Here is a 22,837-nt window from a genome sequence, read left to right on the forward strand (position 1 = left end):
CTTACATCCCCTTGCTTATTTTAAATTCACGCCCAATTTGGTCTGCAACGGTAATCGCTGCTGCTACTGCTTCTGCCGTAATCGGGAATGGCATCGAATGAATGGATTCTTCCTTAATACAAGCCTTCTCGGCAACTTCCATCAATTCTTCATCCGACATGTGAACTACACCAATATCGGCCAGACAAATTGGAAGACCAACCGCAGCGCAGAACGTTATCACTTCCTGGATCTCAGCTTTATCCGCATTTTCGAGGACCAATTGCGCGATAGTACTAAAGGCTACCTTTTCCCCATGATAATAATGATGAGTTCCTTCTAATGAAGTTAACCCATTATGAATAGCATGAGCAGCCGCTAATCCTCCGCTTTCAAACCCTAGGCCCGATAGCAAAATATTTGTTTCAATAATATTCTCCAACGCAGGCGTTACAACATTTCGATCACTAGATAGTTTGGCCTTCACACCATCTTCCAATAATGTCTCATAGCATAATTTCGCGAGTGCTAATGCCGTCTTGGTTCCTTTTGCCTCGGCACATACACCTTCATTAACACCACAGGGCAATCCAGCATTCACATTGGAATAGGATCTTGAGGTTGCTCTCGCTTCAAAATAAGTAGAAAGTGCATCACCCATACCGGATACAAGAAATCTTGTTGGGGCGTTCGCAATGACTGTCGTATCAATCATGACCACGCTTGGGCTTTGCTTGAAATAGGCATAGTCGTCAAAAGCTCCTTCAGGTGTATATAGCACGGCTGAATGACTTGTTGGTGCATCGGTAGCAGCAATCGTTGGAACGATGATCAAGGCTTCCCCTTCCGCTACACATTTCGCAGTATCAATCGCTTTCCCACCGCCTAATCCGATCGTACAGGAGCAGCTATATTCCGTGGCCAATGCTTGTAGTCGCGCAACTTCTTCTCTAGAACACTCTCCATGGAAATCGCTTTCAACAAGCTTGATATTAAATTTATTTATAGTAAAATCCAACTTTTCCTTCACACGCGACACATCATCAGGGTGAGCGATCAATAAGGCAGAATCTCCAAAAGTTTTGACAAAGTAACCTAAATTAAGTAGTTCATCTTCACCTTGAACATATTTCGTTGGACTAATAAATGCTTTTCTCATAACACGATTCCTCCCTTGACGAATTTAACTCTATTATAGGCGGACGTTAGAGGTTAATCATGGAAGGATGATCTCTATTTAAAGCGTTTTCAAATCGTATTTTTTTGTCATTTTGCTGCAATTTCATACTATCTTGTCCTATCGCATATCGAAATCTAGTATAATAATAGCAAGTTACGTCGAAGACAACTACATTCAAACGGAGAATATACAATTATGGTAAAATCTCGTTTTGATTTAGAGCATATTATTGATTTGGAAAAATGGCACAAACTACAAGACTCTCTGTCGCTCGTAACCAAAATGGCAATCATTACAGTAGACTACAAAGGGGTTCCTGTAACCAAGCACAGTTATTGCCAGTCCTTTTGTCAGGGAGTAAGACAAGATTCTTATCTCTCTGAATATTGTCAAAAATGCGATGCACGCGGCGGATTGGAAGCCGTTCGGTTAAATAAGCCTTATATCTATTTATGTCATTTCAATATTCTTGATATCGCGATCCCGATCATTGTCGATAATCAATATATCGGAGCCATTATGGCTGGACAAATAAAGCTACGCGATACAGATGTGCCACTACTTGAACAAATCGTATCCAGACCAACTAATACGGAAACAAACGGTAAATTCAAAGCGCTTAAAGATGACTATCATTCATTGCCCATCTTATCCTACGAAGAAGTGACTATTATTGCTGATATGCTATTTCACTTATGCACCTACATCGTAGAAGAAGCAATCCATAAGAATACGACACTTGATATGTACAAAAAAGCTCTATCACATGATATAAATCAACCATCACTCGATACCATAAGCACTTCAGACCGTACATATAGAAATATCCAAGCGATTCAAAATGAACTATCTAGCGCCCTCATTGAGACAAAAGTCAAAAAGTCTGCTTCTCATCCTTTCACTTCTTCAAATCCAGTGCTTCAACCTGCATTTGATTACATATACTCCCATAAAAATGAAAATTTCACACTACAAGAGATGGCGGGAAGGTGCCATATAAGTCCTAGCTATTTTAGTCGCATTTTCACGAAGGAAATGGGGGAGAACTTCTCACTCTTCATAGCGCGTCTCAAAGTCGAATGGGCTAAGCAGCTCTTGGAGACAACAAATCTAACCATAAATCAGATAAGTGATGATTTGGGATTCTGTGATGCAGGGTATTTTATTAAAACATTCAGAAAGTTCGAAAATCTAACTCCAAGCGTATACCGAAATGCATATAAGAATCCTTAATAACACTCTTACTACTTGCTTTAGAAAATGAAAATTTCATCTAAAGACCTTCCGTCACAATGATTAAAATCAATCCCTAAAATTTTTGCCATCGTAGGGGCTATATCTACCATTTTAATATCCCCGATATGATAGTCATTTTTAACCTTATTTCCGGAGACAACTACGTTGCATCTATAATCGTCTTTATCGGGAGAATAGCCATGCGTCGCATATTTAACGCCTTGCTTGTCCAAATCGACAATCGTTGGTTCATCCATGCTCTCATCGAAACAATAACCTCGCTTAGCTTCAAGCATATACTTTGTTGTTTGACCCACATGAAGATGATCCAGTTCATCTCTAGCATACAATTCCTCTATGCCAGAAGCTTCATCTTTCATATCATCCCGAATCACAGCTAATGCTAATTGTTCGGCTTCTACATCCCCCTGTTTGATATGTAGATAAGCCGATCCGCCTCCACACTGAAAGTAAGCTCTCCACTTCATTTCACCGTTTTCTTCATAGATCAGCCCTTTTTCCTGCAAAAGATTGTTCAAATGTACTTTGTACCTAACATTGAACTGTCCATGGTCTCCCAAAATCAAAAAAATCGTATCATCCTTTATACCGGCTTCATCCACTGCCTGCAAAATATCGCCTAACCGTTTATCCATACGCGTGATGACCTGCTTCACTTCGTTGCTGTCAGTTCCATACACATGCTTAGCATCATCCAAATCAATCATATGCATCATGAGAAGATTGGGCTTTTTGCGTTTAATCGTGTCTACTGCACACTTGGTCGTGAAGTCATCCAGATAGGGCTGCTCGATCCCTTTGCGAACCCGTCCGTATTTCAGCTCCATTTCGATACAGTATAAGGGACTCCCACTTTTCAATATCTTCAGTGCTTGATTTTCGTTATTAATGGCTCTGATTTCAGGTATATTGTATTGGATTGCGGATTTACCGGATACCGGCCATAGGATTCCGGCTGTGCTCAGGTTATGTTCGCGCGCAGCATCGTAAATCGTGGGCACCTTGATATCATTTCTAAACCAGAACCAGCTTTGCTCCTCTTCCTTAACAAACGGCTGAAGCGGATTATTGTGATGTATGCCATGTTTATCCGGGTATACGCCGGTTGCAATTGTAGTGTGCACCACATAAGTGAGCGTGGGATACACACTTTTCAATATATTGCTATACGCTCCGTTTTTAATTAATCTCGATAAGTTTGGAAGATGGCTTGCCGTTTCCCATTGATCTTCTGAAAAGGCATCGTAGGAGATGACGATCAGATGTTTGGCCATTGCCGTTTGTTCTGTCATTGATTTCATAAGGTTACCCCTTGTCTATCATCATGTTCAGGCTGCTCTTTAGGTAAAGTTATAAATACGAAAAATCCAATAATAAATAGTGGGATAATCGCTAAAATACTAAATTTTGCATTGCCTGTTAAGGTTGTTGTTAAAGACATCACCGCAGGACCAACAATCGCCGCAAACTTGCCAAAGATATTGTAAAAGCCAAAGAATTCATTGGATTTTTCCTTAGGAATAATCTTCGCATAATAAGACCTGCTAAGCGCCTGAATTCCCCCCTGAGCAGAACCAATTAATGCACCTAGAATAAATATATGCCAAATTGAAGTGATAAAGTAAGCCGCGATACAGGAAATGATGTATGTAAAAATTCCTACGATAATCATCGTTCTCGCTGAGTATTTTTTAGCTAGATTACCATAAATAATGGCACACGGAAATGCGACGATCTGGATAATTAGTAAAATTCCCAGTAAGCTGAAGGTGTCTAAGGCATCCGCACCCAGAATCGATGTGGCATAGGGTACTACCATTTTAATAATTGTATCTACCCCATCTATATAGAGAAAGTAGGCAATTAAAAAAACAAATACCACTTTATGCTGTCTGACATTCTTGAATGTGTCTCCCAGTCTTTTAAAGCTATTCATAATCGGTTTTGGTTCAGGCTCAATATAATATCTCTGCTGCACATCCTTGATCATAGGCATGGTCAACAATCCCCACCAAAGGGCAGTGATTATAAATCCAATCTGATAACCGATCGATTTATCCATCCCCATAAAGAGAATCAATATTAGACTGATACCAAATGGAATGACGCTGGCGATATATCCAAAAGCAAAACCTTTTGAGGATACCTTATCCATCCTATCGTCAGTGGTTATATCCACCAGAAACGAGTCATAAAAAATATTGGCTCCCGCAAAGCCTATGACTGACAAAATATAAAATACAATCAATAACTGCCACTGTCCACTCGCAGGTGCAACGAAAGCCAGCGAAGCCGTAGCCAGCACACCGATCAAAGTAAAAAATACGAAGAAGCGCTTTTTCTTATCCTTGTAATCTGCAATCGTCCCTAAAATCGGACTAAGGATAGCCACCAGAATACTTGCAATCGAATTAAAATACCCTAAATCCATGCTGTTGTTAACATTCGAAAACATCCCAAATACGATAGGCAGTAAAGCAGTTGTAACCGCCATGGAATAGGCCGAATTACCGCAGTCATATAAAATCCATGATTTTTCCTCTTTGCTTAGTTTCATCTAACAGCCACCTTTTCACCTAGTTCTTACTGTTATATCACTTAAGCATAAGAGTCGTGTTAAATGACTGTTAAACTACATATCGATAACGTTACTCGATTCAAATAAATCATGAAAAAACCATCAAGACCTTACTCCGAGCAGCAGGTTATGATGGCTTTTAACAATTTTGGTTTGAGTTTTCAGTTAGTCTTGGAAGACTTACTATATAATTTCACTAGGTGACACTCACCTTAAAAGCATCGACACTGAACGTTGCCCCATTGATAGTCAATGTACCATTGTAGTAGCCCCGCTCACCATTTGGCTTGCATTTATAATCTCCAGAACATCCACAAACAAAAAATTTAGTCTTGGTGTAACCAGGATAGATGTTATTCAGTTTCCGGTAGAATTTATGCCCGTGATGCGTAAAAATCGCTAGCACGTTATCTCTCACCTTTGTAGGAATGGCCGCAAAAAACTTACTGGTCTCCGCTGCACTTAACACATGACTAGGATCAACCGTAATCCCGCTCACTTTCAAGGGCCAATGAAAATCAATAATATAATAATGCTGATCATCCAAATTTCTTAACAAACTTAAACTAGCTGGAGTGAACTTTCCAAGTGCACAATCGAGCCATACGTACTTCACCTTTGCTTGTGTTCCCGGGAAATTCAATTTCCCAGCAACAGCCCCTAAATATGTTGTAAATAAAGACTGAGTACTTGCCTCCCAATTTCCGATAGAAGCTTTATAAGGGATGCTCCCGAGTGTGCTTGTCACCGTATTCTTAAAGTCCGTATAGTAAGCATCCGCGTTATTTCCATGATTTGCTCCCGCTTGTGTATTATCTCCCCCAAAAATAATAAACTTTTTATTCCCACTGCTCACTACTTTAGGCAAAAGCTTACTAAAAATGCTTGAACTATTCCCATACCCTACATGACTATCACCAACAACCGCAAATTCTATGATCTTGGGTGTCGCTTTAGGATTAAAGCTGCGTTTAGGTTGAAGTCTAGAGAGAAGACTCCTTCTTCTTGTGGGCTTTACCTGCCTGTTTATCTTGAACCACCCCTTTGAAATGGATTAAGTACACCTAGTGTTATTTATATTCGGTACGGGTTGGCAACTCTTGGACCAACAGATTCTTCACGAAAAATATAGATTTACTCCCCCGAATGAGATATTTTAAGGTCTCTTAAAATTCCATCTACTAAAAAACAGACTACGAATTTTCGTAGTCTGTTTTTTTTATATTATTAGATCTAGAACTATCCTTATAACGCATGCCGCCGTTTTCTCCACATATAGGCAAGGAATAGCGCACCAATACCGATTAGAATATAAATGGCGCTCATGTTCCAGGCATTCAAACCGGCACCAGTTACCCATGAGTCCTCCGATGTCCCCACCTCACCCATAAAATTGAGAAAAGGCATTTTATTAAATGGACCCAGATACCAGATGATCATGTACAATACTTCAAAGGTTCGATTCGTCTTCGTCAGCACACCGGAAGCTAAAGCTAGACTTGGGATCAAAATAACACCCGCCACCCAATACGCTAAAGCTTCCACATTTCCCTCCAGAATGAACCTTATGGCCATACCGCTCCCGGTTAGACAGGTCAGCATGACAGCGGCAATCCATACTGCCGATAACTGCCTTATGACGAATCGGGGAGTTGAAGCAACTAGATCATATGTCTGATGGCGTGCTTCTCGACTTCCTATACCCGACCATAACATTAACGGCCAAATCCAAGCTACCGATCCTATCATCCCCTGTGAGGCAGATGATGCAGGAAGAAGGAGGCAGAGAATGATTAAAATGCTTGTTATCCCGAACCAAACCATAGAAGCACCACTCATCATCAAGCGCCATTCTGCAAACACCAAAGCTAGGAAGGACTTACGGACTTTCACCGGAGTTAGATCAGCTACGTGAATGCTTCGGAGCGATTCCCCCTGATCATTATCAATCAAATCGGCAATCTCACGATCTCTATCCTTCTGCTGACTGCTTCTACTCTCTTTCTTTCTCTTGATTGAATCCTCTTTAAAGCCACGAAACGACAAGGTTGCCCCTATAATGACTATGAAGGACAGAATGAAATACAAAGCTCGTTGTTGCATGATTGCTGCTGTCCATTCTACGCCTTGCCATTCGAACAGTTCTAGTGGTTGCTCTAGAACGAGAATCCCAATACTATAGGAACCCGTAAAGTCCGGGTGAATCGACACAACTTCATTCATCATATCTGACGTAATGATTTCCGTTCCAAATGCCGAAAAGCTAGAGCTAGTACCAATAATTATATACAGGAAGAAATAGATTACATTCCCTAGCCCTCCTTGCAGAAATGGCCTTGTTTCGAACAACACAGCTAAGGCAGCAACGACAGCCATGACAGGCAACGCCATGAATAGAAATGGAGACACCAATTGCCACAGCTCAACTTGCATCACCTCTCCCCTCACCACCTGCATGATCAGAGCGACGATTAGGATAAAGAATACGATAATCGATAATACTGCGAAGTTGCTGAGCGCTTTCCCTAGTAAGTAGTGGAATTTTTTCACCGAGGTCGATGCGATGATTTGTCCAACTCGGGTTCGTTCGTCCCGGAGAATGCTGTTCTTCACCAAATAGAATCCAAACAAACTGAGGAATAAGGTTGTAGAGAGGGCGACGGCTCCACCTACCCAGGCTGAATTATAGATCCCTCGATATTTATCGAAATAAAGCGTTACGAATCCAGCATCCGCGGGAGGTATGAAGAAATAAGCAACCAGCATGGTGATGGCCAGTGTGACTAAAAAGGAATATTGTCTGATTCTTTCGAGAAGATCAGCCCGGGCAATATGATAGATCGTACGAATGCCATTCATCCTAGGCTTCCCCCTGTTTCATCCTGATGTAGAGATAGGCATCTTCAAGAGTGGGGGTCGCTTCTATTGCTTCAGGTAACGGCGGAACATTCGAGACGATACGAAGCTGCAAGCCATTATCCTGCCTTATTGTACCGCTGATTGTCCATTTGGCACGGGCATTCTGAATCTCTTCATCAGGAATGATCACAGACCAGACCTTTCCTCGAACACTCCGTAGGAGACTAGATGGATCGGAGTGAGCGAGCAGTCTTCCTTCGGATAGAATAGCAATCTGATCTGCGGTCGCTTCAATATCCGATAGGATGTGTGTGGAGAAGACGATGATTCGATCGCCAGACAAATCGGTCAGCAAGCTACGAAACCTTACACGCTCTTCCGGGTCCAGTCCAACGGTGGGCTCGTCGATTACCAACAATCGCGGATCATTGAGAAGAGCCTGTGCAATGCCAATTCGTTGGCGCATACCACCAGAAAAGCTGCCGATTGGACGCTTCAGTGCATGATGTAAGTTCAGAAGCTCCAAAAGCTCCATGATTCGCTGCTTCGTCTGGCGTCCACCCAGGCCTTTTAATGCTGCCGCATATTCCAAAAATTCGATAGGGTTTAAATGAGGATACACTCCAAAATCCTGTGGCAAATAACCAAGCATCTGCCGCAGCTCATCGGGTTCTTTCCTAATATCGATCCCATTCCAGTTAATCGTTCCAGTCGTTGGTTGCGAGATCGTTGCAAGAATACGCATAAGTGTTGATTTGCCAGCGCCATTTGGACCAAGCAAACCGACTATTCCTTTTTTCATATGTAGATTCATTTCCCGTAAAGCCCAGACATCACCTTTATATTGTTTACTCACTTGTTTAATCTCCAGCTGCATGTACTTTCCTCCTTATCTGCTATCCTCTATGGACTATAAGAGAAATTGTAGAGGTTGAAAGTAACATTCAGGTAAACGACAGATGAAATCCAGGCTAACTTTACTGCGGAAGCATGACCGTTATACTTGTGCCGACGTTAACAGTGCTAGTCACATGGATGTCCCCTCCATGGGCCAACACCAGCTGTTTGGCAATCGCCATACCAAGTCCCGTTCCCTCCGAGCGCGAATCGGTTGTCGTCCCTCGGTAATATTTATTGAAAAGACCCTCCAATGATTCCTCGTCCATCCCAATTCCATCATCGGTAATCCTAATGTTTAGGTGAGTGGTTCGCGAGATTTGGATGTGGACCTTCGTCCCAGCTGGATTATGTAAAATGGCGTTAAGCAGCAGATTATGCAACGCCCGTCCAAGCAATTTAATGTCCAACAGCTTCTCCATAAAGGGTTCATCGGTTTCAAAAGACAAATGATAACCAACAGCCCTCGGATCATTAGCTACATCAACCATTATTCTTTTCACATATTCAACAAGATCAGTTGATTCAAGCTTTAGAGGAAGCTGTTGGTCATCCATCCGAAAAGATAAATTCAAATCGCCAATGAGCTCTTGCATATGATCGGCTTTATGCTCAATCTCCATCAGAAACTTTCTTTTTTCTTCTGTATTCCAGTCATAGTGAGGGGTAAGCAGCATGGAGGAATACCCCTTAATATAGGTGAGAGGGGTTTTTAAATCGTGGGAAATACCAGCAATCCACTCTTTTTGCATGTTATCGCTACGGATTCTAGCCTGCTTGCTTGTCTCTAAAACGTCCGCTAAAGTATGTAATTGAACAATCAGCTCTTTATACAAGTGATAGGGTCTCTTTAGCTTTTTTTTGTTTCTGGCATAAATTTTGCGATGATGGTCTGGTCTCACATATATACCACTGGCCAACTGATTAATCCAACCTATGATGTAGAATAACGGCTTTCCTATCGTCCAGCCAAGAAATAGGATAAAGAATAGGATGATGAAGAGCATACCGTTCAGAACGAAAGCATCCTGCCTATCTCCCGACTGTGGCAATAGCCATTCTGTTAGAACATAAAGTTCGACGTTAATGAGCACAACTACAAGAACCAGACTTAAGGTTACATGAATAGCAAGACGAAAGATGAGTCGAAAATTAACCTTCATGAGCAGATCCTTTCTTCGGCGGAAGGAACTTGTAACCGATACCGCGCAAATTTACAATAAGCTTCGGAGCAGCCGGATCTGCCTCCAACTTTTTTCTAAGTCTCGATAGATGGATAACCACTGTTTTCTCATCCCCCATCAGCGCCCTCCCCCATACTTGCTCATACAATTGAAGGGCAGTGAACACCTGGTTTGGATTCTCGCACAGAAAAACTAGCAGCTCGAATTCTTTGGCTGGGCAATGAATATCGATACCATTGACCATCACCTGAGCAGAAGATTTATTCACAACAAATACACCATAATCAAATATGTTTGATTTATGTGAGACACGTGCTTGATACAGACTTTGCCGACGTAGGTGAGTCTGGATTCTCGCAACGACCTCAAGCGGGTTAAAGGGCTTGGTGATATAATCGTCCCCACCAATGCCGAGCCCCATTAATTTATCCAAATCACCCGAACGTGCAGTCAGGAACAAAATCGGAACCGACGTAAACCTGCGGATGTCTTGACACAAAGCAAAACCATCCGTATCAGGAAGCATGACATCGAGCACGATAAGATCAAATGAAGTAGCCTCAACTAGGCGCAGAGCCTCATTTCCCGTAGTCGCTGTAACTACCCGCTCGAATCCTTCTTTTTTCAATAATGTTTCTAGCATGATCAAAATACCTTGTTCGTCATCAACCAATAAGATAGTTTCGCTACGCAATCTTACCCCTGCCTTTATATGTATAATGTAGAATGGAAGTAGTCTCGGACATAATAAATCACTTTCCTCACATTCAATATTTTACCACATAAACCCTCTGTGGCTGGCGGTGAATCTCCCCTTATCTGCATTGCCCCCGGGACGAAAAAGAAGAAGCATACTTGACCCGTGAACGAGTTTACGGATCGAGCATGCTTCTTTTGTTATCTTAACTTTTCTCCTAATTTACCTGCGTATCTACATCACACTCTATGCTTTAGGACAAGTGTATCTCCAAGATCCTCAATCAAGAAAAAACAAGGCCGCTCATACATCGTGGTGTTTGGCTGGTGAATGGTTAGCATCAGCTCATTTTGCCAAGTATAAAATAACATGCCGTGTCCTCCATCTTGAGCGAACAGTGGTTGTGGATCATGGAGCCATGGTCCTTGGATCGTACCACTTTCTGATCGGGCAAGGCCAATCGTATATCCGGTGGTAGAGTAGCTTGACCAGAGCATGACCAGCGTTCCATTTTGTGTACGATGCAACCAGGGTCCATCTGTCACATAATTTTCTCCTGATTGTATCACCACATCGCCAGTGTTAGGTACGCTCCAACCCGATTGTGATGCATAAAACATGATCTGTGGTGGCGCAGTAGCTTCGCGCAAATCCATGGTTAGCGGCATGCAGCACATCGCTCCATCTGAAATCTGTGTCCATTCATGCGAGAATACAAACCAAGGTATTTGATCCTCATCTATATACAAGGTGCCATCTAGACAATCCCATTCGAGCGGTGTGATAGGCTCTTCACTAATAGGGATAAAAGGACCAAGTGGTGTTTCAGCTCTCAGAATATGAACTCCGCGTGACCGGTTGTCAGCTTTGAAGCTCGCCAGCATATAATAAGCACCCTGATATGGATGTACCTCTGGTGCCCAAAATTGTTGATCTGCCCAGAAGCCTAGTGGTGGTGTAAATACTGTAAATGGACCTTCCCATTCATTTAAATCATGGCTACGATAGGTTTGGAAACCTTGCCCCTTTCCCGTCCAAGGATTAGCATCGGTCGTGCCATATAGATAATAGAGCTGTTCATCATCGACACGCAAAATAAACGGGTCCCTCAACTGTATTTCTGTAGTTTGCATATTTATGTTCTCCTAACCCCAACTTATATCGGTAATAGTTCAATCAACGAATGTAATCTCTGGTGTCCAAGTGGTCGAATCGTAGCTAGTGGTGCCGCGTTTGTCCACTCGGAACGAAATAACATCGCCTTTTTGCAAAGAGGTAGAACAAGAAGTGTCATATCCTTGGCTGTCATTATATTCAATGACTTGCCACTGTCCGTTTGAAGGCCAAATCATCTGATTGTTCTTCCAAATACTCACTGTGACTCCGTCGCCGCCATCAATAACCGCTTTCTTCACGATGCCGCTAATATCTACCTGACCTGCACGCGGCGATACCCAATCGAGCAAAATCTGCGTTACATCAGGGTGAAAAAAGAGTTCACCATTTGACTTCCAGATGGCATCCCAATCTTTAGGACCACGCCAATGCTCGGAATTGTCAGGATTCCAGACCATATCGCGCGTGCCGACACCTGCTTGCCATGTGCGATAGAACCATTGGTTCACTCCTTGTTCCTGAGAAAACTGCTGCGCCGCATTATGAATGGAACCCACTGGTAAAATCGGACCATCTGCAGTCAGCCCATCCGGGTATGTTGGAGAGATTAAATGCAGATTGCGGGCAAAAGCATTGACCTTGAAATGCGAATCGTTGAATGTGGATACATACTCATTGCCTATTTGAACGTTTTCAAACGTAACATTGTCAATGAGGTGAGATGCATCTCTGCCATAAATTCGGATCTCATTCGAACCATCCGAGCTTGACTGGATATTTTTATAATGGATATTACGAATAACTCCAGGCCACTGCCAGTTGCCTTGCAAGCTACCGAACCAGAAATCATCCTCCATGGTGATATTAATAAGGCGTTTGGCTTTTTCTACGCGGATATCTTCGAATGTGATATTCTGGATCGTGGTCGCGTTAAGCGCACAAATATTGATTGCCGATCGTTCTACTAGTTGATCTGGGTAATTAAGATCATCGTAGTTTCGTAAGATATCGATATTCTTAAACGTTATATTGTCAAAGCTACTTGCTAATGTCTCTGCTCCGATACCGATCGCATTGTTGCTATCACTCCAAAGCTGAGAATTTTGATAGGTAATATTATAAGTCGGTGGTGCGGTTGCGGGATTAGCCGCTGGGTTGTATCCGGCATCACCGGTACCTTTGATCGCTACGCTGTCATCACTCGTATGAATAAAGACATGATCAAACAATACATCATGACTGTTAGCGATATTGAATCCGTCAGAGGAAGCGTAACGTGCATTAATTGCTTTGTAATTTAGCACTTTGACCTCTTCGCACTTCCACATGAATGCCGTCCATGCATTCTTATCACGCGCTATGATCAGGTCGCGAATCTCAATGTTTTTGCTTCTTTTCAGAGCAAGGGCAACCTCATCATAACCATCCCCACTTGTATAATCATTGAGCAAAATCCCCCTACCTCGAATCACCACATTCTCTGCGTCTTGCACGAGGAAACGACCACGTACTATGGCGCCGCCTGAAACATATACGGTCTTGCCAGATGTAATTTGAACAGGACCCTGTGCAGACAAATCATGATATCCGGGTGGGTAATATATCACATTACTGTCCTGTGCAGAAGGCATATCTGTTTCAGGCGCTCGAGAAAATAGATGCAGCACACGACCATTATAGTCACCGTCCAGCAGCAAAGTTACGTCTGTGGAAGGGCTTATTTGAAATGAAACGCTATTCCCATTCTTTGTCCCTGCAAGTCCGAGCGAATCCGGTAGCAGCTTAAAGGAATCGAAAGGAAAGTTGACTGTAATCTTCACGTTGGTAGAGGCAGTCGTATCAAACGTTGCATAGGAGACCTTCTTGCCCCAAGCGTTCTCCCCGGAAACATAGACCGGAACCGATGTATTGCCGGCTGTTATCGAAAAATCAGAAGATTTATATTTCGCTGGAAGATCGCTCGGTGTTGGATACGCTGTAACAACTGCGCCTTCTGGCTCCTGAGCATAGCCAAATGGGGTCGACTGATTAAACATGAAAAGAAAAGACAAAGAAAAAAGCAGAACAACAACCGACCTCTGTAACAACAACTTAGACTGAGTCATGATGATCCTTCCTTTCATTTTTTAATGTGTATATGACTTACATAAGGGTTTGTTTCAAGCCACAGTGTATCCTCCGTGTGAACGACGCCATCACTTGCACAAATATGTTCAAGTAATACATCCTCCACCCTATGTTTCGCATCATAGCCCCAGAGCCGAATCGGTGCATTGGCTGGAATCGTGATATTTTTGAATCGAACACCTCTAATTTGACCTGCATCGTTGTCGGTAGACCAGCGGTCGCGCATCAGTATGCAATTAATCGAACTAGAATCTTCTTGATGGATGGTTATGTTTTCAAATAGAATATCTGACACCGTACCACTGTCACATAGTGCAATACACAGTGAACCTAGCTCATACGCCCAGCGAGCCAAGCTATGAAATACCGTACAATGGCGGAATGTCACATTGCGAATATCGCTTTTCGATTCTCCCGCGATACCTAGTCCACGTACTTTGTCATTCCAAACCTCGCAATATTCTACAAGAATATCATCTCCGCCAAGATTAGGAGGGGGTAGCATTGCCTTTACGCAAATAGCATCATCACCTGTACGCACAAAGCAATGGCGAACGCGCACATGTTGCGAGCTGACGATATCAATACCATCGCTATTCTCACGGTAACCAAACAAAGCAAGCTGCTCAAACAACACATTTTTACAATGAAATGCTTCTACCGTCCAATGTGACGCGCCTACCATGATCGGACCATCTACGATAATGTCTTCACAATCCGTGAAGCACATCGTGCGACGTGCGTGCCAATCTAGAGCTGAAGTATCGATAATTCCGCGCCCGAGAATACGTATACCTCGCTTACCATTAGCAAAGATAAAGTCTTTGTAATTCGGCTTACCTGCCCAGTCTGAAGCGAGTACAGGTTCCTCATCTTCCTGAGGAGGTACTGCCTTTAACACGGCACCTCCAGCGATGTATACCGTCTGATGATCATTAAGCTCCAAATAACTAACCTCGTGTAAACCCGGCGCAAAATAAAGCACATTAGGCGATGTAACATCGGGAATATTCTTCTCCGGCGGCCTAACAAAAATAGAAAGGGGTGTATGAATACGTCCGTTCACTTCCACAAGTAAATGACATGCGCCTACTACGGTACAATGAATCTGATTTCCCACAACACGGGATGAAACACATTTTTCTTGCGGTAAAATCGTAGCCGAATGCAGCGTCCCCTGAAAAGTTATGCATAAATCTAGCGAAGCATCTTCGTCTAGCAACTCAATAGTACAAAAGCTATGGGGTCCTCCTGAAGTCACTGGCACAGCATATACAAGGACCAACTGTTCCTGCACGGTTACGTTCCAATCTAGAGAAAGGGCTAGGCTATCACAATAGCCACCATAAGCGTCGGCGCCACGTCTCATAAAATCAAGCCGATTCTGTACGGGTTTGATCTGCGAAGGTGCTTCGAAAATACGAAATGTTGTTTCCATACTAGAACTCATCCTTTCACCGCCCCAGCTGTCATACCAGAAATAATCTGCTTCTGGGCAAGAAAATACACGATAATAACGGGAAGCGACACGATAATTACATTGGCGAACACAAGGTTCCAATCCGAACTATGTACGCCGAAGAAGTTAAAGATGGTTAGCGTTAACGTGAAATTTTTTGTGTTGTTCAGAAAATAGATCGTTGTTCCAAAATCATTCCAAATGGCCATGAATGTAATGATAAATAACGTTACAGTAATAGGCTGTAGCAACGGATAGATGATTTGAAAGAATAGCCTCAATGGACTACACCCGTCGAGAATGGCGGATTCATCTATTTCAGTTGGGATACTCTTGCAAAAGCCCATATAAAGGAACACGCCCATAGGAATATTGGCAGCAATCAAGACGAGCGCGGCTGCAAGAAACGAGGAGACATGGAGATACTGACAGATGAAATAAGTAGGAATGATCTGCCCAGGGACAAAAAGTCCCAATACAATAAGTGAAGACATCAGAGACGATGCCTTGTGCTTGCGGCGTTGTAGTACAAACGCGGTCATAGCACATAGCAATATGATCACAAGGACACTCGGAACGGTGAGTAAAATACTATTCTTAAACGCCGTCCACACGCCGCCCTCTTGGAACATCGTTATATAGTTTGAGATCGCTTGCCATTGAGTGGGAGCATGTAAGTTAACAAGAGCAGCATCCTCTTTGTTTTTAAAAGAATTCACAAGGATCATATAGAAAGGAATGATAACTACAAGACTAAGCAATAGCCCTAGCGCCTCTATAACCCAGCGCCCCTTCTTGTTGGACATCACATTTCCACCTCCTTGTTGGACAAGAACTTGTACACGGGTAACACAACCAGAAGTACGACCACGCACAAGATAATACTTGCTGCAGTACCCTCACCGTAGCGGCCGCTACCAAACGATTTGTATACGAGCGTACCGAATACTTCAGTTGCAGAACCGGGACCACCTTGAGTAACAGATTGTACGATATCGAACGCTTTAAGCCCGCCAATGAGGTTAACCACAAGAGCATTCGTAAATGCCGGCATAATAAGCGGAAAAGTCACAAATTTAAATTTCATCCATGCCGTTGCACCATCGATCTCCGCTGCCTCGTAATAACTTTCTGGAATGGTCTGCAGTCCTGCAAGTAAGATCACCATGGTAAATCCGGTCCACTTCCATACTTCAATAAATGCAACAGAGAAAATAGCGATATGCGGATTGGTCAACCAATTTTGCGCCAATACATCCAGCCCAATCGTATTTAGGAAAACATTAATAATGCCGCGTGTTGGGTGCATCATTGCTGTAAATATAAGTCCCACTGCAACGCTACTGAGTACAGCAGGCAAGAAAAATACCGTACGAAGTAAATTGGTTGTCTTCAGTTTGGTATTTAAAAACACCGCCAGTATCATACCAAGTACCACTTTCAGTACCGTGGTAACAATGGCAAATATAAATGAATTTTTAATTGCAATATTTAGGTAGCTGTCTGTAAACACATTAATATAATTTTGCAACCCCGCAAAAGAGGCTGAGGAGAAGTTAAAGCTACGTATATTAAGGAATGAAATTCCTAATCCCATTACGGAAGGTAATAAAAAGAACAGGCCATAGATAAGGAAACATGGGATCACCAACCAGTATGCATAGATGTTCTTGAGTTGTTTCGGCATTTCATCACCCATTTCACAAAATTCAATAAGAATAGTCAGAATTATGATGTACTTAGAATTTAGGGATTGGTTCGATCTAAATTCTAAGTACAATCACAACCCATTGTTGTATTTACAAGGTTATTTCCAGTTTGAATCTTTGGCAGCCATTGCGTTCTTTGCGGTTTCTTCGTCCATCGCTTTGAGCACTTCATCTACGGATTTGGAGCTAACATAATAATCTTGTAGGAACTTATCGTAAGAGCCATAGCCGTAGTTATTTCCTGATCCTTGCCACAATGCCATGCTCTTGCCTTCTTTCATCAGATTTAAAAGATCTTGATGTCCTGGCGAAAGCGTCACATTCACATTTTTATTAAGATAAATTCCTGGCTGGGCTTCAGCGTAAATCTGTTGTGCTTTGGCAGAACTAATAAAATCGATGGCTTTCTTTGTCGCTTCAATATCTTTTGCGCTGGTCGTAATGCTAAGGGAGCTAGGCAATGAAGAGTCGGTGTAATTCTCACTTGCATCATACAGAGGCAATGCAAACGCTCCGATATCCTGCACCGCATCTGGATACTTACTTGAAATTTCATCAATGACCCAAGTTGCGTTTATATACATGCCAGCTTCGCCTTGTGCCAATGCAGTCTGAGCCATGTCATAGGTGTCAGAGAGGTAGGTTTCGTTAACATAACCTAGTTCAATCATTTCTTTGGACTTGGCAATGGCATTAGCAAATTGCTTGTTCTCTGCATAATGACGTTTGTTCGTGTTCATGTCTTGCCAGAACTCGCTATATGATTTCCCACTATCGAATACTTCTTTGTTAAATCCAAAGTGAGTGAAGCATTGCAGCGTCCAGGCATCTTTACCAGAGTAGTAAAGTGGTGTTTTACCCGTTGCTTTTATCTTGTCAGATACGGCGATAAACTGTTCCCAGTTTTGAGGTAGTTCCGTGATTCCGGCTTCTTCAAATACCTTTTTGTTATAAAACACACCTAAGAGATTAGTAGTGTCCATAGGCATTCCGTACAATTTGCCATCGTAGCGGTAACCGCCTTCTTCAAGCGTAGCGGCGTCATATTCGGCTTCGCTAGAAAGTGATCCCATATCCACGATTTTATCTAATCCGTTTACCTGGGTGTCAATCCACTTTGCACCATAGGTTTGAATAATGTCCGGTAGATCTCCTGTGGCAAACCGTGCTTTAACAACATCCTCGCCTTGCGATCCCCCCGCGATTTTTTGAATATCTAATTTGAAGCCAAGCTCCTGAGCGTTATTGTTTATGTAGCTTTCAAGTGCTTTCCAGCCATCTTTATACCATTCTGTAAATGTTAGTAGCGTAACTGTTTTTACATCATTTGCTGCACCAGGACTGTTATCGGTTGACTTGGATGCTCCATTCTCTTTCTCTCCGCAACCAGCCAAGGACATAGCCATGACAGATGCTACCGTTGCAATAAGTACTTTTTTAAATTTCATTGTTGTATCCTCCCTTTTGTTTATCTTTGCCTGTACTATCAGCTTATCAGGATTTAAAGTGAGTTGAATTGTTCTTTTTTAAACAATGCTGTCCATTTTTAATAGATTAACGTTTTTCGTTTTTACTCGCAGTGTTATTCATTGACTTAACTAAAGATAGAATGATAAGTTCAGATTACTATCACTTGTTACATCATTCTCTTCTAGAAGGGAGCATCTCTGTGAGAAAGTTCTTCCCCCACACCGTACATAGCTTACAGTTTAAGTTAATGTGTGTTACGTTGACCCTTTTTTGCCTGTTTGCTACCGTTACGACTTATTCCTGGTCCAATAGCCTGACCAAACAAGCCACTACCACATCCGTTAACAATTTGTATTCGATGCTGCAAATATCCAATAGCAACTTTGAAACCGCTCTCAAAGATATTGATCGGGTGACCGCACTTATTTCTAGCAATTTCGGTAACAACCTGAACAGTCGAATCTTTAACTATCTTATGAACAAGGAGACGGAGGACGCTACATTATTGCAATACCGTCGTGAAGCAGAAGACTATATCATTAGCTTGTGCAATTTCAAGTCGTATCTCAATGGTCTGGCAGTATATGATCTTGATGGGAATAGCCTCGCCTACGGACCTACGATGGATGGTAGAAGAGTCCTGAATCAAGACTGGTACCAAGAGTTAATGAACTCCGACAAAGATGTCTTGTTTATTCCGCCTCACTACTATAGTCCTTATACTACACAAGACTCTGATCTCGTCTTTTCGATTGCTCGCCCGATCAGATATCATGGAGAATTAATTGGTCTTGTCGTAGCAGATATTAAGTGCTCGCTACTTCAGGATATGTTCGATATTGAGAATATTAATGATTACTCGTTACTTGTATTAGACGAAGAAACAGGTACGCCTATATTCCCAGCTGGATCTGCCGCCAATCTACTCAATGAAACGGAATTGCGTAGTCTTATGGACAAATCATCAACAAGTGACGGACGATTCTTCACCATGTTGAATGGGCAGAATAGCCTCGCCGTTTCACAACAGACCTTTATCACCGGATGGAGAGTCATCGGTTTTGTACCCTATAACGGTATATTAGCTGATTTCCTCAACATACGCGGCCAAGTCATTTTTATTGCGCTCTTTTGCGGGATATTGTTTATTTTATTGGTCTCGTTATGCACGTTTTTACTATCGCGAAATTTACGGAGGTTATCCCGTGCCGTCAAAAAAATAGACCAAGAAAATCTTCATTTAGATGTTGATATACGCTCAAAAGATGAAAGCGGGCAGCTCTATCAGCAAATCACGTTCATGATCGAACGGATTCGTGAATTGATTGCTGGCATCCAGCGCAGTGAAAAGGAGAAAAGAAAATCAGAAATGCGAGCCCTACAGGCCCAGATTAACCCCCATTTCCTTTACAACACTTTAAATACGATCAAGTATCTCGCCACGCTTCGTGGTGCACATAATATTGAGACGGTTTCAGTGGCGCTCTCCGATATGTTACATGTCAATTTAAGCCATGATCGATTCATTTCGGTAGAGGAAGAAATTCATTATCTTCAGCAATATCTAGAAATCCAAGAATACCGATATAGTGGAAAATTTACATGTTATTTCTCCGTGGATGAAGATGTGCGTGACAAAATGGTTCCGAAGCTCTTATTACAGCCACTCGTGGAAAATGCCTTACTGCATGGACTGGTGCCGCAAAATGAACAAGGGATTCTTCAAGTACGTGTCTTTGCAGAGGACGACAAATTACATATACGGATCAAAGACAATGGGAAAGGAATGGACGAGAAGAAGCTTGCCTCTATACTTGAGAGCACAGAGACAAATTCAGCACATATCGGCATAACCAATGTCCGCTCCAGGCTTAGTCTCCTGTTCGGAGAACATAGCAGCTTTTCCGTGTGGAGTGAACCCAACCTTTATACGACCGTTGAAATTGAAATGCCCATCATGTTAAAGGCGGTGGATTATGATTAAAGTCATGATCGTGGACGATGATTTGCTTGTACGCAACAATCTCAAATACATGCTCAGTACAGAATTGCCGCAATTGCATGGCAGCTCTGAGTTTATTTTATGTGGGGAAGCTAATGACGGGCGTGAAGCTCTGGACAAAATATCTGATTATGCTCCCGACATTATTCTATCGGATATGAAAATGCCGAACATGGATGGACTCATATTGTGCGAAGCTCTGCACACTAGATATCCAGATATCCAGTTTATCGCGCTCAGTAACTACGATGATTTTAATTATGTACACGGTACTCTGCAAAATGGGGCCGTCGATTACATTCTGAAACATAAAATGTCGGCCGTTACGTTAATTGCAGCATTGCGAAAAGCAAGTCGTTCGTTGATCCAGAATTCCAAGCAACCTGATCACGCGCTCGATATTAACAATATCAATGCATTGAAACAAGATTTTCTCATCTATCTACTAACTGGCTTTTATAGCGATGTGGATGAGATTTCAGCTCACATGGATACCCTCGGGCTGAAATTAGATCTAACACAGGTACTTGTGATCGTAATGTGTATCGACGACTACCAGTCTATGGATCTAAAAAAAACCACGCTGCTTCAATTTTCAGTCATCAATATTGCTTCCGAAATACTCGAAGATCAACGAAATGGAGCCATCTGTCATATTGCTAATGAGAATTATGCAATTCTACTATCATTTGCCGATATCTTTAGCCAACAAAAGATTCAGGATATCGTTCAAAACACCATGTCACGCCTCTCATCCTGCATGAAGAACTTCCTGAACCTTTCGGTCAGTTTCAGCATAGGACAGGTATGCAGCCAGATTCATCAGCTTCCACAGAGCTACCTGCAAGCCGAGAAGAAGCTAAAGAATAAATTTTATTACGACGCTGGAGCCGTATTTACGAACACGGATGAGCAACAAGGGGCAGCTATGCTCAATTATTTTGACATCAAAAAGGAATCGACGCTCTCACATTTCATCTCCATTCAGGACCGAGAGGGCATCCATACCGTACTATCCAACTTATTCAGTGAGATCCGCGCAAATAAACCACCGCTTGCGATTGCCCAGATGGTGTTCACTGATTTGCTCAGCTTAATCAACAAGACCTGCAAGAATCATTCCATCGATTTGCGTGAGGTGTACGCAGATAACATCTTGCCGGAAAAACATCTCAGCGATTTTTCGTCTCTATCATCCGTTCAGGATTGGTTATTATCTTTATTCGAAAGGCTCTGCGATGCTCTTACGATGCGCGAAGCAGCTCCAACCTCCATTTATGTAAGAGAGGCACTGGACTATATCCATCTCCATTTCGCGGAAGATATTTCACTCAGTCTGGTAGCGGATAAAATCAACATCAGCAACGTTTATTTGAGCAAATTGTTCAAACAGGAAATTGGCATCGGGTTTGCCGAGTATTTAACGAAATATCGATTAAAGCTAGCCCAGTCATTGCTACGTCAACATCAGCTCTCGATCCACGATATTGCGGCAGCAAGCGGATTCAATGATTACATCTATTTCCTAAAAACATTTAAAAAACATATAGGCGTAACGCCGACGGAATATGTAAAGAATGATGTGAAAGGTTGAAAACGATCAGGGTCTAGCATCTCTAAAGGTGCTAGACCCTAACAAAAAGGATCGCATATGCGATCCTTTTTACTGAAATATTCCCGTTGGGTCCGTTTTTCTCCAACTTAAGCTATAACCGATCAAGAAGCTCATCCCTCCGTAATATCCTATTTGTGAGCAAGAACCAAAACACCCTTTTTCTTGACAAGCATTAAACATTTTATGTTAATATTATTATTACGTTGATATATCATCTATTTTTATAAAAGGAGAGATCATATGGCTTCAAGAGATCCTATAGGTTTGCTTCTTCGAGATTTGCATTTAGAAGTAACCAATTATCTAACGAAGTTACTTGCTCCTGTTCGGCTTGCTCCTGAGCAACATTTACTTATGGCTTTGTTGCTTGAGCAAGAAGGTCTATCTCAAAACGAGATTGCTAATCATTTGAGCAAAGACAAAGCGAGTGTTGCCCGAATGATCGCTAGCTTAGAGAACAAGGGATATATTCGAAAAGTAATAAGTAAGCAAGATCGTCGTTCGGTAAATGTGTTTGTAACAGAAGAAGGCAGGAAATTAGAAACTATCATAAACGAGGTGACGATCAAATTAAACGAAATTATCGAGACGGGATTATCTGCTTCAGAATACTCAACGTTAAAGACTTTATTAACTCGTGTACAAAATAATGTAAAAGATGCTTAAATCAGCTTTCATTTTTCGTGCCATATAGTTGATATATCATCT

At 42.2% G+C, this 22,837-nt stretch carries 18 protein-coding genes; 4 read left to right on the forward strand and 14 right to left on the reverse strand.

Going from position 1 to position 22,837, the window contains the following annotated elements:
• Position 1: 1 nt before the first annotated feature.
• Positions 2 to 1,138 (reverse strand): glycerol dehydrogenase, encoded by a 1,137-nt coding sequence (locus IEW05_RS15435; protein WP_188540319.1) that lies wholly within the window; start codon positions 1,136 to 1,138, stop codon positions 2 to 4.
• Positions 1,139 to 1,354: 216 nt separating this feature from the next.
• On the opposite strand from IEW05_RS15435, the gene IEW05_RS15440 reads away from it, so the two are divergent.
• Positions 1,355 to 2,392: a PocR ligand-binding domain-containing protein gene (locus tag IEW05_RS15440; RefSeq protein WP_188540321.1), complete on the forward strand. Its 1,038-nt coding sequence runs from the start codon at positions 1,355 to 1,357 to the stop codon at positions 2,390 to 2,392.
• A 20-nt stretch (positions 2,393 to 2,412) separates the two neighbouring features.
• Here the strand turns inward: IEW05_RS15440 and IEW05_RS15445 are convergent, their stop codons facing one another.
• The 13 genes from IEW05_RS15445 to IEW05_RS15505 all read right to left on the reverse strand — a co-directional run bounded on the left by IEW05_RS15445 (position 2,413) and on the right by IEW05_RS15505 (position 18,490).
• The gene (locus tag IEW05_RS15445) at positions 2,413 to 3,717 is read right to left on the reverse strand and encodes an alkaline phosphatase family protein (RefSeq protein WP_188540323.1); all 1,305 of its coding nucleotides are present in this window, start codon (positions 3,715 to 3,717) and stop codon (positions 2,413 to 2,415) included.
• On the reverse strand, positions 3,714 to 4,973 hold the full coding sequence (locus tag IEW05_RS15450) for an MFS transporter (RefSeq protein WP_188540325.1): 1,260 nt from the start codon (positions 4,971 to 4,973) through the stop codon (positions 3,714 to 3,716). Before IEW05_RS15450 ends, IEW05_RS15445 begins: the two co-directional genes overlap by 4 nt.
• Before the next feature lie 217 nt (positions 4,974 to 5,190).
• The gene (locus tag IEW05_RS15455; RefSeq protein ID WP_308420426.1) at positions 5,191 to 6,045 is read right to left on the reverse strand and encodes a metallophosphoesterase; all 855 of its coding nucleotides are present in this window, start codon (positions 6,043 to 6,045) and stop codon (positions 5,191 to 5,193) included.
• Positions 6,046 to 6,239: 194 nt separating this feature from the next.
• On the reverse strand, positions 6,240 to 7,853 hold the full coding sequence (locus IEW05_RS15460; protein ID WP_188540327.1) for a hypothetical protein: 1,614 nt from the start codon (positions 7,851 to 7,853) through the stop codon (positions 6,240 to 6,242).
• Position 7,854: 1 nt separating this feature from the next.
• Positions 7,855 to 8,730, reverse strand: a complete 876-nt coding sequence (locus tag IEW05_RS15465; protein ID WP_188540329.1) for an ABC transporter ATP-binding protein — start codon at positions 8,728 to 8,730, stop codon at positions 7,855 to 7,857.
• A 100-nt stretch (positions 8,731 to 8,830) separates the two neighbouring features.
• Entirely contained in the window at positions 8,831 to 9,913 is a 1,083-nt protein-coding gene (locus IEW05_RS15470) for a sensor histidine kinase (protein ID WP_188540331.1), read from the reverse strand.
• Positions 9,903 to 10,628, reverse strand: coding sequence for a response regulator transcription factor (locus tag IEW05_RS15475; protein ID WP_188540333.1), 726 nt, complete (start codon positions 10,626 to 10,628; stop codon positions 9,903 to 9,905). The genes IEW05_RS15470 and IEW05_RS15475 overlap by 11 nt, the downstream gene beginning before the upstream one ends.
• A gap of 242 nt (positions 10,629 to 10,870) precedes the next feature.
• On the reverse strand, positions 10,871 to 11,764 hold the full coding sequence (locus IEW05_RS15480; protein WP_188540335.1) for a glycoside hydrolase family 43 protein: 894 nt from the start codon (positions 11,762 to 11,764) through the stop codon (positions 10,871 to 10,873).
• A gap of 39 nt (positions 11,765 to 11,803) precedes the next feature.
• Entirely contained in the window at positions 11,804 to 13,852 is a 2,049-nt protein-coding gene (locus IEW05_RS15485) for a glycoside hydrolase family protein (RefSeq protein ID WP_188540337.1), read from the reverse strand.
• Between the two features lie 14 nt (positions 13,853 to 13,866).
• Positions 13,867 to 15,312 carry a glycosyl hydrolase family 28 protein gene (locus IEW05_RS15490; protein WP_188540339.1) on the reverse strand — a complete coding sequence of 482 codons (1,446 nt, stop codon included), beginning with the start codon at positions 15,310 to 15,312 and terminating at the stop codon, positions 13,867 to 13,869.
• A gap of 8 nt (positions 15,313 to 15,320) precedes the next feature.
• Entirely contained in the window at positions 15,321 to 16,139 is an 819-nt protein-coding gene (locus IEW05_RS15495) for a carbohydrate ABC transporter permease (RefSeq protein ID WP_188540341.1), read from the reverse strand.
• The gene (locus IEW05_RS15500; RefSeq protein ID WP_188540344.1) at positions 16,139 to 17,020 is read right to left on the reverse strand and encodes a carbohydrate ABC transporter permease; all 882 of its coding nucleotides are present in this window, start codon (positions 17,018 to 17,020) and stop codon (positions 16,139 to 16,141) included. The genes IEW05_RS15495 and IEW05_RS15500 overlap by 1 nt, the downstream gene beginning before the upstream one ends.
• Positions 17,021 to 17,140: 120 nt before the next feature.
• The gene (locus tag IEW05_RS15505; RefSeq protein WP_188540346.1) at positions 17,141 to 18,490 is read right to left on the reverse strand and encodes an ABC transporter substrate-binding protein; all 1,350 of its coding nucleotides are present in this window, start codon (positions 18,488 to 18,490) and stop codon (positions 17,141 to 17,143) included.
• A 221-nt stretch (positions 18,491 to 18,711) separates the two neighbouring features.
• On the opposite strand from IEW05_RS15505, the gene IEW05_RS15510 reads away from it, so the two are divergent.
• From IEW05_RS15510 to IEW05_RS15520, 3 genes are all read left to right on the forward strand, one after another.
• A complete protein-coding gene (locus tag IEW05_RS15510; protein WP_188540348.1) occupies positions 18,712 to 20,496 on the forward strand; it encodes a sensor histidine kinase family protein in 1,785 nt (594 codons plus the stop codon).
• Positions 20,489 to 22,108 carry a helix-turn-helix domain-containing protein gene (locus IEW05_RS15515; protein WP_188540350.1) on the forward strand — a complete coding sequence of 540 codons (1,620 nt, stop codon included), beginning with the start codon at positions 20,489 to 20,491 and terminating at the stop codon, positions 22,106 to 22,108. Before IEW05_RS15510 ends, IEW05_RS15515 begins: the two co-directional genes overlap by 8 nt.
• Before the next feature lie 261 nt (positions 22,109 to 22,369).
• On the forward strand, positions 22,370 to 22,795 hold the full coding sequence (locus tag IEW05_RS15520; protein ID WP_188540351.1) for a MarR family winged helix-turn-helix transcriptional regulator: 426 nt from the start codon (positions 22,370 to 22,372) through the stop codon (positions 22,793 to 22,795).
• Positions 22,796 to 22,837: the final 42 nt, after the last annotated feature.

Source organism: Paenibacillus segetis, assembly GCF_014639155.1.
Lineage (GTDB): Bacteria > Bacillota > Bacilli > Paenibacillales > Paenibacillaceae > Fontibacillus > Fontibacillus segetis.

What these genes read in the sequence shown, in the direction of transcription:
- IEW05_RS15435 (WP_188540319.1), bottom strand. Translation starts at nt 1,138, where the DNA reads ATGAGAAAAGCATTTATTAGTCCAACGAAATATGTTCAAGGTGAAGAT.
- IEW05_RS15520 (WP_188540351.1), top strand. Translation starts at nt 22,370, where the DNA reads ATGGCTTCAAGAGATCCTATAGGTTTGCTTCTTCGAGATTTGCATTTA.
- IEW05_RS15515 (WP_188540350.1), top strand. Translation starts at nt 20,489, where the DNA reads ATGATTAAAGTCATGATCGTGGACGATGATTTGCTTGTACGCAACAAT.
- IEW05_RS15465 (WP_188540329.1), bottom strand. Translation starts at nt 8,730, where the DNA reads ATGCAGCTGGAGATTAAACAAGTGAGTAAACAATATAAAGGTGATGTC.
- IEW05_RS15445 (WP_188540323.1), bottom strand. Translation starts at nt 3,717, where the DNA reads ATGAAATCAATGACAGAACAAACGGCAATGGCCAAACATCTGATCGTC.
- IEW05_RS15480 (WP_188540335.1), bottom strand. Translation starts at nt 11,764, where the DNA reads ATGCAAACTACAGAAATACAGTTGAGGGACCCGTTTATTTTGCGTGTC.
- IEW05_RS15485 (WP_188540337.1), bottom strand. Translation starts at nt 13,852, where the DNA reads ATGACTCAGTCTAAGTTGTTGTTACAGAGGTCGGTTGTTGTTCTGCTT.
- IEW05_RS15495 (WP_188540341.1), bottom strand. Translation starts at nt 16,139, where the DNA reads ATGTCCAACAAGAAGGGGCGCTGGGTTATAGAGGCGCTAGGGCTATTG.
- IEW05_RS15505 (WP_188540346.1), bottom strand. Translation starts at nt 18,490, where the DNA reads ATGAAATTTAAAAAAGTACTTATTGCAACGGTAGCATCTGTCATGGCT.
- IEW05_RS15450 (WP_188540325.1), bottom strand. Translation starts at nt 4,973, where the DNA reads ATGAAACTAAGCAAAGAGGAAAAATCATGGATTTTATATGACTGCGGT.
- IEW05_RS15500 (WP_188540344.1), bottom strand. Translation starts at nt 17,020, where the DNA reads ATGCCGAAACAACTCAAGAACATCTATGCATACTGGTTGGTGATCCCA.
- IEW05_RS15470 (WP_188540331.1), bottom strand. Translation starts at nt 9,913, where the DNA reads ATGAAGGTTAATTTTCGACTCATCTTTCGTCTTGCTATTCATGTAACC.
- IEW05_RS15460 (WP_188540327.1), bottom strand. Translation starts at nt 7,853, where the DNA reads ATGAATGGCATTCGTACGATCTATCATATTGCCCGGGCTGATCTTCTC.
- IEW05_RS15440 (WP_188540321.1), top strand. Translation starts at nt 1,355, where the DNA reads ATGGTAAAATCTCGTTTTGATTTAGAGCATATTATTGATTTGGAAAAA.
- IEW05_RS15490 (WP_188540339.1), bottom strand. Translation starts at nt 15,312, where the DNA reads ATGGAAACAACATTTCGTATTTTCGAAGCACCTTCGCAGATCAAACCC.